Origin of the sequence: Belliella pelovolcani, assembly GCF_900156785.1 — a bacterium.
GTDB classification, from domain to species: domain Bacteria; phylum Bacteroidota; class Bacteroidia; order Cytophagales; family Cyclobacteriaceae; genus Belliella; species Belliella pelovolcani.
The window spans coordinates 72,707-85,353 of the sequence record NZ_FTOP01000010.1 but is presented as its reverse complement, the minus strand read 5'-3'; the positions used below and the strand labels follow the sequence as shown (position 1 = coordinate 85,353).

10 protein-coding genes and 5 tRNA genes are annotated in these 12,647 nt (G+C 39.1%); 11 read left to right on the top strand and 4 right to left on the bottom strand.

The features are described 5' to 3' along the window. The first annotated feature begins 17 nt into the window (after window positions 1–17). The 5 genes from BW935_RS12035 to BW935_RS12010 all read left to right on the top strand — a co-directional run bounded on the left by BW935_RS12035 (window position 18) and on the right by BW935_RS12010 (window position 6,145). Complete coding sequence (locus BW935_RS12035; RefSeq protein ID WP_076501911.1) at window positions 18–818, top strand: amidohydrolase; 801 nt, start codon at window positions 18–20, stop codon at window positions 816–818. Window positions 819–998: 180 nt separating this feature from the next. Further along, entirely contained in the window at window positions 999–3,227 is a 2,229-nt protein-coding gene (locus BW935_RS12030) for an NADP-dependent isocitrate dehydrogenase (RefSeq protein ID WP_076501793.1), read from the top strand. Window positions 3,228–3,649: 422 nt separating this feature from the next. After that, window positions 3,650–4,654, top strand: coding sequence for a type I glyceraldehyde-3-phosphate dehydrogenase (gene gap, locus BW935_RS12020; RefSeq protein WP_076501790.1), 1,005 nt, complete (start codon window positions 3,650–3,652; stop codon window positions 4,652–4,654). Window positions 4,655–4,819: 165 nt separating this feature from the next. Further along, window positions 4,820–5,473, top strand: coding sequence for a hypothetical protein (locus BW935_RS12015; protein ID WP_076501909.1), 654 nt, complete (start codon window positions 4,820–4,822; stop codon window positions 5,471–5,473). Window positions 5,474–5,515: 42 nt separating this feature from the next. After that, a complete protein-coding gene (locus BW935_RS12010) occupies window positions 5,516–6,145 on the top strand; it encodes a peptidase (protein WP_245802693.1) in 630 nt (209 codons plus the stop codon). Between the two features lie 3 nt (window positions 6,146–6,148). On the opposite strand, the gene BW935_RS12005 is transcribed toward BW935_RS12010, so the two are convergent. Then, window positions 6,149–6,766: a tetratricopeptide repeat protein gene (locus BW935_RS12005; RefSeq protein WP_245802692.1), complete on the bottom strand. Its 618-nt coding sequence runs from the start codon at window positions 6,764–6,766 to the stop codon at window positions 6,149–6,151. A 225-nt stretch (window positions 6,767–6,991) separates the two neighbouring features. On the opposite strand from BW935_RS12005, the gene BW935_RS12000 reads away from it, so the two are divergent. From BW935_RS12000 to BW935_RS11975, 6 genes are all read left to right on the top strand, one after another. Next, window positions 6,992–7,064: transfer RNA gene (locus BW935_RS12000), tRNA-Lys, on the top strand. A 62-nt stretch (window positions 7,065–7,126) separates the two neighbouring features. Further along, a tRNA-Pro gene (locus BW935_RS11995) sits at window positions 7,127–7,200 on the top strand. Between the two features lie 47 nt (window positions 7,201–7,247). After that, window positions 7,248–7,321, top strand: a tRNA-Arg gene (locus tag BW935_RS11990). A gap of 104 nt (window positions 7,322–7,425) precedes the next feature. After that, window positions 7,426–7,498, top strand: a tRNA-Lys gene (locus BW935_RS11985). Window positions 7,499–8,446: 948 nt separating this feature from the next. Next, a tRNA-Arg gene (locus BW935_RS11980) sits at window positions 8,447–8,520 on the top strand. A 174-nt stretch (window positions 8,521–8,694) separates the two neighbouring features. Further along, window positions 8,695–9,348 (top strand): MCP four helix bundle domain-containing protein, encoded by a 654-nt coding sequence (locus BW935_RS11975; RefSeq protein WP_076501787.1) that lies wholly within the window; start codon window positions 8,695–8,697, stop codon window positions 9,346–9,348. A gap of 54 nt (window positions 9,349–9,402) precedes the next feature. On the opposite strand, the gene BW935_RS11970 is transcribed toward BW935_RS11975, so the two are convergent. Genes BW935_RS11970 through BW935_RS11960 form a run of 3 tightly spaced genes read right to left on the bottom strand, consistent with a single transcriptional unit; the run spans window position 9,403 to window position 12,617 of the window. Continuing rightward, window positions 9,403–10,305: a sugar phosphate isomerase/epimerase family protein gene (locus BW935_RS11970; protein ID WP_076501785.1), complete on the bottom strand. Its 903-nt coding sequence runs from the start codon at window positions 10,303–10,305 to the stop codon at window positions 9,403–9,405. 60 nt (window positions 10,306–10,365) lie between these two features. Further along, window positions 10,366–10,923 carry a gluconate 2-dehydrogenase subunit 3 family protein gene (locus BW935_RS11965; protein WP_076501784.1) on the bottom strand — a complete coding sequence of 186 codons (558 nt, stop codon included), beginning with the start codon at window positions 10,921–10,923 and terminating at the stop codon, window positions 10,366–10,368. Between the two features lie 17 nt (window positions 10,924–10,940). Continuing rightward, window positions 10,941–12,617, bottom strand: a complete 1,677-nt coding sequence (locus BW935_RS11960) for a GMC oxidoreductase (protein WP_076501782.1) — start codon at window positions 12,615–12,617, stop codon at window positions 10,941–10,943. Window positions 12,618–12,647: the final 30 nt, after the last annotated feature.

The following is a 12,647-nucleotide window of genomic DNA, read 5'->3' as shown; positions in this document are numbered from 1 at the left end:
TTTGAGACATGAATACAATGAAGGATTCAAATATTCTAAAATTAGCCCTAGTTCAAACAGCCTTATACTGGAAGGATAAGGTGGCGAATTTTGCCATGCTGGAAGAAAAAATCTGGGATTTGGATCAAGATATAGATTTGGTAGTACTACCAGAGATGTTTTCTACAGGTTTTACAATGGATGCAGCAGAGATGGCTGAGCCCATGAATCACACAGCTTGTAAGTGGATGAAGCAAATGGCAGCTCAGAAGCAAATGGTATTGACAGGAAGTGTGATCATTCAGGATGAGGGGAGATTTTATAATAGAATGCTTTGGGTAGAGCCATCTGGCAAAATACAGTGGTACGACAAAAGGCATCTTTTTAGAATGGCAGATGAAGATGCCTCTTTTGATATGGGGCTTAATAGAGTTGTGTTTGAGTTGAATGGATGGAAAATTTTACCTCAAGTTTGCTATGATTTGCGGTTCCCTGTTTGGTCTAGAAATAGAGTGATTGGAGAAGAAATGGAATATGACCTGTGCATTTATGTAGCGAGCTGGCCAGCACCGCGCATAGCTGCTTGGGATATATTGCTACAAGCACGTGCAGTTGAGAACCTCAGCTATAGTGTTGGTGTCAACAGAATCGGCAAAGATGGCCATGGAATTCCATTCTCAGGTCATACCAGTGCTTATGATTTCAAAGGAAATCAGCTGGCTTTCAGTGAAAACGAAGAAGAGATTCTCGTGGTGGAATTAAATAAGCAAGAATTGAGTTCTTTTAGACGGAAGTTTCCAGCATGGAAAGATGCTGATGACTTTCAGATCAATGGATAAAATATCTTTAGTAAGGTAAATCTAGGCTTTTGCCTTTTTCGCTTAATTGCTTCGCCCTTTGAAACTGGGATATTTTATTTAATTTAGCCCGAATTTTGAGCAATAGACCGTTTTTCTGATAAGAAAAGCTGTAGGATTGCTTTTTTATAGTAAAACCTATTTGATATTAAATATAAAAAGATGACCACGAAAACAGCTAAGATTCTCTATACGCTGACAGATGAAGCGCCTGCATTGGCTACTTATTCCTTATTGCCTATTGTTAAGGCCTTTACTGATTCTGCTGGTGTAGCAGTAGAAACCAGAGATATATCACTTTCGGGTAGGATTATTTCTCAATTTCCAGACTTTTTAAAACCTGAACAGCAAATTAATGATGCCTTGGCAGAATTAGGAGAGATTGCTAAAACTCCTGAAGCCAATATTGTAAAATTGCCGAATATCAGTGCGTCTATTCCTCAGTTAAAAGCTGCTATTAAGGAATTGCAGGCGCAAGGTTACGCTTTGCCCAATTATCCAGATGATCCAAAGACAGATCAAGAGAAAGATATCAAAGCAAGATATGACAGAGTCAAAGGAAGTGCTGTAAACCCAGTTTTGAGAGAGGGTAATTCAGATAGAAGAGCTCCCTTGGCTGTTAAAAATTATGCAAAGAAGAATCCGCATAGCATGGGGGCATGGTCTGCTGATTCTAAATCTCATGTGGCCAGTATGAGTCAAGGGGATTTTTATGGTAGTGAAAAATCAGTGACTGTAGCCAAGGCTACTAGTGTCGATATAGAGTTTGTAAGTGCTACTGGAGAAGTAAAGCCGCTCAAAAAGGGCCTAGCGCTGAAATCGGGTGAGGTTATAGACGCTTCTGTCCTGAGCATCAGCGAACTTGTAGCTTTTTTACAATCTCAAAAAGAAGCAGCTAAGAAAGAAGGAGTGTTATTCTCTCTTCATATGAAAGCTACCATGATGAAGGTGTCTGATCCTATTATTTTTGGTCACGCAGTCAAGGTGTTTTTTGCTCCTGTATTTGAAAAGTATGCACAATTAATTAAAGATCTTGGTGTTGATGTTAATAATGGTTTTGGAGATTTGATCTCTAAAATCAGCACATTACCAGCTGATCAAAAAGCAGCTATAGAGGCAGATATTGAAGCTTGTCTAGGAGAGGGGCCAGATTTGGCAATGGTAAATTCTGACAAGGGTATTACCAATCTTCATGTTCCATCAGATGTGATCATCGATGCTTCTATGCCAGCAATGATCAGAACATCTGGACAGATGTGGAATAAAGCTGGCAAGCAACAAGACACCAAAGCAATCATACCTGATAGATCTTATGCAGGGATTTACCAAGAGACTATAGATTTCTGTAAGCAGCATGGGGCATTTGACCCAGCAACTATGGGCTCTGTTCCAAATGTAGGCTTGATGGCTCAAAAGGCTGAGGAATATGGCTCACATGACAAAACCTTTGAATTAGAAGCTGATGGGGTGGTGAGAGTAGTGTCAGGTGATCAGGTACTGATCAGCCATGAAGTGAAGCAAGGAGATATTTGGAGAATGTGTCAGACCAAGGATGCACCCATTCAAGATTGGGTAAAGTTGGCAGTAAATAGAGCAAGGGCTACTAGAGATCCTGCCATTTTTTGGTTAGATGAAAATAGAGCGCATGACAGGGAATTGATTAAGAAAGTCAATACTTATCTCCAAGACCACGACACCAAAGGACTCGAGATTCATATCATGTCACCAGTGGAGGCTACCAGATTTTCCTTAGAGAGAATCAAAGCAGGGAAAGACACTATTTCCGTTACTGGAAATGTGCTGAGAGATTATCTGACAGATTTGTTCCCAATATTGGAACTTGGTACTAGCGCTAAGATGCTTTCTTTTGTGCCGTTGATGAATGGGGGAGGATTATTTGAAACTGGTGCTGGAGGTTCTGCTCCAAAGCATGTGGAGCAACTGGTGGAGGAAAATCACCTAAGATGGGACTCTTTAGGGGAGTTCTTAGCACTTGCCGTTTCATTAGAACATTTGTCAGCTACATTTTCAAACGAAAAGGCGAAAGTTCTAGCCGAGACTTTGGATCAAGCTACAGGTAAGTTTCTAGAAGAGGATAAATCTCCTTCTAGAAAAGTGAAAGAATTGGATAATAGAGGAAGTCATTTTTATTTAGCCATGTATTGGGCGGAGGCTTTGGCTGCACAAGATAAAGATGCTGAGTTGAAATCTAAGTTTGGGCCTATTGCCAAAGAAATGAAGGATAAGGAAGCTCAGATCCTGACTGAACTTAATGAAGCACAAGGAGTGAAAGTTGATATCGGTGGATATTACAAGCCAAATGAAGAGAAAACATCTTCTGTTATGAGGCCATCCAGAACATTGAATGCAATTTTATCCAAAATAGCTTAACATTAGCTAATTATATGATAGAAAGGCTGTCTTCTTTTGGACAGCCTTTTTTGTTTTAATATAGTGGGGTATTTCAAGTTCCTTTTCTATACTTGGGTGAACTTTATCTGATATTTTCTAAGGAATTCTTTGATGATATCTACATGTATATACTCGCCTAAGTGGATAAATGAATAGTCATTGATTTTTGAAGATGATTCTTGAAAATTAGGTGTGGACAAGAAAATATTATTTTTCGAAATCGATTGTAAAATCAACTTTTCCAAAATGCTCACTTGGAGGATGATGGATAATTTGGGTAGCAGAGATATTATTGGTAATTTTATCACATCTAAAACATGTGTTTAAGTGGAGAATTATTTTAAAATTTTGATTCAAATTATTTTGTAATCAAACCTATAAACAATAAATATATAATAACTATGAGCAAAATTAAAGTTGGAATCAACGGATTTGGAAGAATCGGTAGATTGGTTTTCAGAGCTGCGCAGCAAAGAGGTGATGTACAAGTTGTAGCTATCAATGATTTGATTGATGTAGACTACATGGCTTACATGCTGAAGTATGATTCTACGCACGGCAAGTTTGACGGTACAGTAGAAGTGAAAAACGGGAAGCTGGTCGTCAATGGCAATGAAATCAGAGTAACATCTGAAAAAAGTCCTGCTAACCTTAAGTGGGGTGAAGTAGGTGCTGATTATGTAGTAGAATCTACTGGTATATTTTTGACAAAAGAAACTGCTCAAGGTCACATTGATGCAGGTGCCAAGAAAGTGATCATGTCTGCACCTTCCAAAGATGATACGCCAATGTTTGTAATGGGTGTAAATGAAGGGTCTTACACACCTGATATGGTCTTTGTATCTAATGCATCATGTACTACCAACTGTCTTGCTCCAATAGCCAAGGTATTGAATGATAACTGGGGGATTGAGGAAGGTTTGATGACGACTGTGCATGCGACGACAGCCACTCAAAAAACGGTGGATGGTCCATCTGCAAAGGACTGGAGAGGTGGTAGAGGGGCATCTCAAAACATCATTCCATCTTCCACTGGTGCAGCCAAAGCAGTAGGAAAGGTAATCCCAGAATTGAATGGTAAACTGACAGGTATGGCGTTTAGAGTACCTACTCCAAACGTATCTGTTGTAGATTTGACTGTGAGACTGAAAAAAGGTGCATCTTACGAGGAAATCTGCGCTAAGATGAAAGAAGCATCTGAAACTACCATGAAAGGAATCTTAGGATACACGGAAGATGCAGTCGTATCTACCGATTTCAATGGAGATAGCAGAACTTCTATTTTTGACAAAGACGCTGGTATACAATTGAGCGATACTTTCGTGAAGGTTGTTTCTTGGTATGACAACGAGTGGGGCTATTCTAATAAGGTTGTTGATCTTTTAGCTTACATTGCTAGTAAGTAATAGACCTTAATTTTAAAATATATAGAAGTCCCCAGAGACTCTAATCAATACAACTGTATAGGTGATTGGTTAGAATATTCTGGGGATTTTTATTTTGGCCCCTGTGTTATTTTTGGAATTGTATAACTTTTTTGCTATAATATGACTTTACAGAAAAACACTACCATGCTTAATTTAATCCTCCCCTTACTTCTGTTACTAACACCAGCTGATAGTCTGAGCTCAAATTCACTTGAAGAGAATAAGCAAGAGAAATTTGAAGTGGATAACAAAACCATCCCTTGGGAGATCAAGGATGCGGTCGTGGAAGCGCTAGCCTACTTTCCGGAACTAGCTGGAGTAAGGATTGATTTTGAATTCAAAGATAGAATTAATGGAGCTGTCATGCAGGCGCAGCCAAGGGTCTTGACGCTTTTGGTTACAGGCAAGGAGAAAAGAGAATATAGGATCAAGATTACTCGAGAATTAGACCTAGGAGATGAGATCTTAGCCATAGAAAATGTGCCACATGATGCTTTAGTGGGATGGATAGGACATGAGCTGGGTCATATCATGGATTATAAGGACAGGAGCACGGTCAATATGATGCATTTTGGGATGAGGTATATGATGTCAAATAAAAGGCTGACAGAGGCTGAAATCGCAGCTGACACCTATGCTATTTCCTGTGGTATGGGACATCAAATCCTGACAGTAAAAAATTACATTTTGAATCAAGAAGGTTTTGATGAAAAATACAGAAATAAGATTAGAGATCTGTATATGTCACCAGCACAGATATTGAGTTTGCAAGAAGAGCTGGAAGAAGATGAAGGTTGAGTGTTTTGATAACTTTTAATGGTCAAATACTGTTGAAAGTGTATGATGACCGAGACCATTCCCATTTTTCCCCTTAAGCTAGTTGCATTTCCTGGAGAGCAACTTAACCTTCATATTTTTGAGCCAAGGTATAGACAGCTTGTTACCGATATTGATCAGGCTGATGGAAGATTTGGTATATCGGTTTATATGGACAAATTGATGCCTTTAGGGGCTGAGGTTAAGCTTAAGGAAATTTCGAAAGTCTACGATGATGGTAGGATGGATATAAAAACTACCGTGAATCGAGTTTATGAGATGATCCGGTTTGAAAATCCCTTTCAAGACAGGCTCTATGCAGGAGGGGAAGTAGTCTTGTTTGAAAATGATTTCCACGTTTCAAAATCAGCCCATGCAGAGTTTGTTTTTTATCTCAAAGAATTCTTTAGATTGGTCGATTATCAGGTTGAGGTTTCGGTAGAAGCTGTGAATACTTTCACATTTGCACATAAGATAGGTCTTACATTAGAAGAAGAGTATGAACTTTTAAAGCATCGAAGAGAATCTGATAGAACAATTTTTTTGATTAATCATCTTACCAAGGTGATTCCTGTGATGCGAGAAGTGGAGAAAGCTAAGGAGAAGATTAAAATGAATGGTCACTTTAAAAATCTCGATCCTTTAGAGTTTTAAGTCTCAAAGTTTGGTGATACTTGCTTTTTTGATAAAAGCATTTTTATTCCCCCATTTTACCTCGTACCAGATGTCCTTTGATGATTTGATGATGACTCTATGACCGGGGTCAACATTTTGGATCATTTTCCCGCCAGCCGTCGGTTTATCCATGACTATGGTTGGGCTACCTGTCACAATTCCAGTTGAGGATTCTTGTAGGAAGTTATTGGACATAAAAGCAAGGAATATAAAAAGTAATACAGGTATATAATACTTGGGTTGATTTGCTTTTTCCTTGAAAATTAGCAACAGAATGATACTGATCAAGACAAATAGGCTAAATACAGCTGTGATTTCTTGTTGTAAATCTGAGGCAAATTTAAAGAACCTGTCCCAATCCGATAATTCGTAGCCAATCAAGTTTGATTGGTCAGTCAGCGATTTGATTTTGGAGATAACTCTGGGGTTTGGGTTGATGTCATAATATTTTGCTAAATAGAAGCTCGCATTGGCATAATCTCCCCTTCCTTCAGCCACAAATGCCATTTTCAATAACATAGCAGGAGAGTAAGATTCTGCTTCAAGAAGCATGGATTCATAGATTTCCATTGCTTCTTGGTAGTTTTTTGAAATAAACAAAGAATCTGCTTTTTTGAGGCTGCTTGTATTGGCTTGACAATTAAAGCTTTGTAAAATAACCGATAAAAATATTATAAATTTTGTCAGAAAGATTGCCTTTGAGTTTTGCATTTTAAAATAGTCCGCTTAAATTTGCAGTCCAATTACGGCAATGATTTAAGAAAAAACAAATCAAAAAGCGTAAAAATCTAAGTTATAAAACTACTTAGAAGTTTGAAATAATAAGATTCCGTAGCTCAGCTGGTAGAGCAATACACTTTTAATGTATGGGTCCTGGGTTCGAGCCCCAGCGGGATCACAGCAAGATTCATTGTCCTTTGAATCTTCAGTCAACACGTAAGGAGTTGAAAAATTAATGTTCGGGGTGTAGCGTAGCCCGGTATCGCGCCACATTTGGGATGTGGAGGTCGTAGGTTCGAATCCTGCCACCCCGACACTTTCCTTTTAGGAATTTAATTGAAGTACTTAGAATAAGTATCCAGGTCCTGTAGCTCAACTGGATAGAGCAACTGCCTTCTAAGCAGTAGGTTTCAGGTTCGAGTCCTGACAGGATCACATTAGAGAGTCTATTTGACGATGGAGCATTTTTGAAAAAGTGCTCCATTTGATTTGAATGGAGAATATAAATTCTGGTAAAAGACCAGAAAATTCAAAAATATGATTCCGTAGCTCAGCTGGTAGAGCAATACACTTTTAATGTATGGGTCCTGGGTTCGAGCCCCAGCGGGATCACAATAAACCTCCTTTTGGAGGTTTTCCTTTTTACCGGTCTTGTAGCTCAACTGGAAAGCGCATCCCGACTTAATCGGGAAGGTTTCAGTTTGAGTTTGGGAATAGAAATTAAACAAAAGGTCTTGTAGCTCAGCTGGATAGCGCATCCCGACCTAATCGGGAAGGTTTCAATTTGAGTTCAGGAATAGAAATTAAACAAAAGGTCTTGTAGCTCAGCTGGATAGCGCATCCCGACCTAATCGGGAAGGTTTCAATTTGAGTTCAGGAATAGAAATTAAACAAAAGGTCTTGTAGCTCAGCTGGATAGCGCATCCCGACCTAATCGGGAAGGTTTCAGTTTGAGTTTGGGAATAGAAATTAAACAAAAGGTCTTGTAGCTCAGCTGGATAGCGCATCCCGACCTAATCGGGAAGGTTTCAATTTGAGTTCAGGAATAGAAATTAAACAAAAGGTCTTGTAGCTCAGCTGGATAGCGCATCCCGACTTAATCGGGAAGGTTTCAGTTTGAGTTTGGGAATAGAAATTAAATAAAAGGTCTTGTAGCTCAACTGGATAGAGCATCCCGACTTAATCGGGAAGGTTTCAGGTAGAGTTCGGGAATAGAAATTAAACAAAAGGTCTTGTAGCTCAACTGGAAAGCGCATCCCGACTTAACCGGTAAGGTTTCAGTTAAAGTTCGGGAATAGAAATTAAATAAAAGGTCTTGTAGCTCAACTGGAAAGCGCATCCCGACTTAATCGGGAAGGTTTCAGTTAGAGTTCGGGAATAGAAATTAAACAAAAAGTCTTTTAGCTCAACTGGATAGAGCATCCCGACTTAATCGGGAAGGTTTCAGTTTGAGTTTGGGAATAGAAATTAAATAAAAGGTCTTGTAGCTCAGCTGGATAGCGCATCCCGACCTAATCGGGAAGGTTTCAGTTTGAGTTCGGGAATAGAAATTAAACAAAAGGTCTTGTAGCTCAACTGGATAGAGCAACTGCCTTCTAAGCAGTAGGTTTCAGGTTCGAGTCCTGACAGGATCACTAAGCCTCCGTGATGGAGGTTTTTTTATTTTTATAAGCTATATAGGGGATATTTATCCTTCAATCTGTATGTGATTTTTGGTTTTAAACTTTTCTTTTACTTTCTTTCAGAAGTAATAAAATCTAGTAGATTTTTGCGTTCGTATTCAAGAAAAAACCCAAATTGAAGAGACTATGAAACCCCCAAAATCTTTAACAAACAAACTTAAGGCAGCCATAGTGTTAACTTTTCTATTGTTAGTTATTTTTGGAAAAAATATCTTAGATAGGAAAAACTTCAATGAACTTGAAGCTTCTTTTATTTCAGTGTATGAGGATCGTTTGGTGGTTGAAAGTTATATATTTTCTATTTCTGAAAATTTATTCCGAATTAAATTATTGGTAAATCATTGCTGGGAAGAAAGTGATTATTCTCACGTGTTGGAGGAGATCGAAGATTATGAAGACCAAATTCTGAAAACTGTTGAGACATTTGAGAGGACCAATCTAACAGTCGCAGAAGAGCAGTTCCTGACAGATTTCAAAGAGATAATCATGAATAAGTTACGAATCAATGATTATGAATCACTTTACTCTGAGGAGGCTGGTATCAATACCACTCAGGTACATATTTATAATGAGCATATTGAGCGTGCTATAAATGATTTGGAAAAACTATCTCAAATACAAATTGAAGAAGGCAGAAGGTTAGCTGATAATTCAGAAAAAGTAGTCAATAGATCAAGGATATGGGCTCAATTTGAAATTGCCGCTTTAGCCATACTTTTATTAATTATCTACCTGCTGATATATACTTCTCGAAACATCAAGTCTGAATTGATAGATTGAGTATTAATTCGGTTAATAAACAACAAAGCCCCTTTTTCAGGGGCTTTGTTGTTTTTAAAGGCTAAGGTTTTTCATGTAATTAGCATTCTTTTCAGCTGCTTCCATTGGAGAAGTTCCTTCAAAGCGTTCTTGCTCCACTACGAAGTAATTCATTCCATTGTCTTTTCCTTTTCCCAAAATTGCAGGAAAATCTAAAACTCCAGTGCCTAAAATAGTAGAGCCTTTCGGATCTGAAATTTCAACATCACCGTCTTTATCCTTTACATGCCCTATTGGGAATCTATTAGGGTATTTTTCTAGCCATTTGATAGGATCATGTCCAGCTGTATAGACCCAATACAGATCTAATTCAAAATCTACTAAGTTGGGATCAGTATTCTCCATTAAGTATTCTTGAGGTATTTGACCCTCTAGTTCTTCGAAAGTATAACCATGATTGTGATAGGCAAAACGAACCCCATTTTGCTTACAAATTTCACCATGCTTATTGAAATCATCAGCCAAGCGCTTGAAGTCATCCATAGACTTTTGAGGTCCCACATAAGGATTAATCAGGTACTTCATACCTATTTCTCCAGCTTCTGCTGCTTGCTTTTCTAGGTTTTCAAATGTATTGGTATGGGAAGCAAAAAAATCTAGCCCAAGATCATCCATTATGCTTTTAAATTCAGTGTTCTTCATACCCCAAAAAATCCCTTTACCTCCGTTGAAGCCTTCGATCTGTGAATAACCAAAAGAAGCTACTTTCTTTATGGTTTCTATTGGGTCTTCAGACATACTTTCTTTGACAGACCATAACTGTAATCCAAAGGCTCCCAAGCTCCCTTCCAAAGGTCCAATTGCGGCTTCCTGAGAGCTGCTGTCACTTTCTTTTTTTGGACTACAAAACTGTAAAGGTAAAATGGCTCCCATGCTCATGGCAGCTGTAAGTTGAATGAATTTTCTTCTATCTTTCATAGGTGTGAGGTTTTTAAAGCTGAAGGGAGACCTAATACAGTCTCCCTTGATGTTGAATCATTATAATGCAAATAAGCGATCACCTTTTTGGTAATCCATACAGCCATCATATCTTCCTGGAGCCTCAACAAACCTTAGCTGTTGCGTAGCGCCAATCTCAGATGTGAAATATCCCAAAACGGTAAGGTCCTTGAGCATCCCGATGACTCTTGGTTCCCTGTCTTCACTTTGCATAGCTTTCTGGTTCATTTCATTTAGAAAAGCAGTACGTTCCTCGATGGTTGCTTCCATGAAATCTTTGCCATTAGCAGATTTGAAGTCTTTTTTGAGGCTATTCAGTCCTGAGATAAATGTTGATTGCTGGTCTCCATTGTAGGTGTCTTTGACCATCATCACCATGAATTCACCAATTCCAACAGCCTTGGCACCTGGAGTATCAGTAGTAGGAATGATAGCTTCTCCTATTTCATCCAAAAAAGCGATCTGCTCAGGAGTAAACTCAAGACCAACTATTTGGTCTTCAGGGCTACATCCTGTTAATATTACATTGGCACCAACCATGGCTCCGCCCATCATTAGGGCAAAACTTTTAATTGCGTCTCTTCTGTTCATTGCCATAATTTTTTCTTTAAAGATTAGAGATTGCCTTTTTTGAGTTCATCCACTGCAAATGCTGCTGCTCTTGCGGTTAAGGCCATATAAGTCAAAGATGGGTTCTGTGCAGCAGCGGAGGTCATACAAGCTCCGTCTGTGACAAATACATTTTTAGCATCCCATACTTGGTTGTTTCCATTTAGGACTGAAGTTTTTGGGTCACGTCCCATTCTTGCAGTTCCCATTTCATGGATGCCTTGACCGAATGTGTAACCTGAATCAAAGGTCCTGACATTTTTCAAGCCTGCCGCTTCGAGCATTTCTGCGGCATCATTCATCATGTCTACTCGCATTTTTTTCTCGTTCTCTTTGATTTCTGCATCCATTTCAAGTGCTGGAAGTCCCCATTTGTCAACGACAGTTTTGCTGAGTGAAATCTTGTTTTCATGGTATGGGAGAATCTCTCCAAAGCCAGTGATACCCATACTCCACGGTCCTGGTTCACTCAAAGCTTCTTTGAGAGAGGCTCCAAAATTGATTTCTGCTACATTTCTGCTCCACCCTGCTCTGGAAGCACTTCCTTGGTAGCCAAAGCCTCTCAGATAGTCTCTTTTGTCATCTCCGATATTTCTGAATCTAGGAACGTAGATTCCATTTGGTCTTCTACCAAAATAATATTTGTCATCGTAACCCTCCATGGTGCCATTGGCTCCAACTCTAAAGTGGTGATCCATGATATTGTGACCTAGTTCTCCAGAACTCGACCCTAATCCCTCCGGCCATACGTCAGTTGCTGAGCGCATCAAAATTGCTGCGGAAGCTATAGCGGAAGCACATAAGAATACTATTTTAGAATTAAACTCAATCACCTCTTTGGTTTCAGCGTCCAAGACTTCTACTCCAGTTGCTTTTTGGGTGTCTTTATCATATAGTAGTTTGGTTACTATTGAGTAAGGTCTCAAAGTCAAATTACCAGTTTTCATAGCTGCTGGCAGCGTAGAAGATTGAGTACTGAAATAGCCGCCAAAAGGACATCCTAGCCAGCATTTATTTCGGTATTGACAATTGGTTCTTCCAGGTAGTGGCTCGGTGATATTGGCCACTCTACCAATAGTCATATGTCTGGCATTACCATATTTTGCTTTGATTCTAGCAGCGACATCCTTTTCCACACAATTCATATCCATTGGCTTTTGGAATTCACCGTCAGGAAGGTGAGGGATACCATCTTTTGAGCCAGATATTCCTGCAAATTTCTCTACATAACTGTACCAAGGCGCAAGGTCTTTGTATCTGATTGGCCAGTCTACTGCAATACCTTCTCTAAGATTGGCTTCAAAATCTAGATTTGCTAATCGGTAGCTTTGTCTTCCCCATAGCAAGGATCTTCCGCCTACTACATTTCCTCTAAACCATGTGAAAGGTTTTTTCTCAACATATGGTGAGTCTGATTCATGAGCCCACCAATCTAGATTTTGCTCGTTGAGGACATAGTCTCTTTTGAGATTAGGATGATTTTCTATCATTTCGATAGTTCTTCTTCCTCTGTGAGGAATCTCCCAAGGAGCCTGTGTTGCTGTCTTGTAATCTTTTATGTGTTCTACATTTTGACCTCTTTCGAGTAGAAGGACTTTGAGTCCTTTTTCTGTAAGTTCTTTCGCAGCCCAGCCGCCACTGATTCCAGAGCCGACTACGATTGCATCATATTGATTTGCCATGATAATTATTTTGAGCTTATTGTATTATTT

Bases quoted from the DNA above. Each gene is read 5' to 3' on its own strand.
- BW935_RS12035 (WP_076501911.1), top strand. From the start codon at position 18: ATGAAGGATTCAAATATTCTAAAATTAGCCCTAGTTCAAACAGCCTTA.
- BW935_RS12030 (WP_076501793.1), top strand. From the start codon at position 999: ATGACCACGAAAACAGCTAAGATTCTCTATACGCTGACAGATGAAGCG.
- gap (WP_076501790.1), top strand. From the start codon at position 3,650: ATGAGCAAAATTAAAGTTGGAATCAACGGATTTGGAAGAATCGGTAGA.
- BW935_RS12015 (WP_076501909.1), top strand. From the start codon at position 4,820: ATGCTTAATTTAATCCTCCCCTTACTTCTGTTACTAACACCAGCTGAT.
- BW935_RS12010 (WP_245802693.1), top strand. From the start codon at position 5,516: ATGATGACCGAGACCATTCCCATTTTTCCCCTTAAGCTAGTTGCATTT.
- BW935_RS11975 (WP_076501787.1), top strand. From the start codon at position 8,695: ATGAAACCCCCAAAATCTTTAACAAACAAACTTAAGGCAGCCATAGTG.
- BW935_RS11970 (WP_076501785.1), bottom strand. From the start codon at position 10,305: ATGAAAGATAGAAGAAAATTCATTCAACTTACAGCTGCCATGAGCATG.
- BW935_RS11965 (WP_076501784.1), bottom strand. From the start codon at position 10,923: ATGGCAATGAACAGAAGAGACGCAATTAAAAGTTTTGCCCTAATGATG.
- BW935_RS11960 (WP_076501782.1), bottom strand. From the start codon at position 12,617: ATGGCAAATCAATATGATGCAATCGTAGTCGGCTCTGGAATCAGTGGC.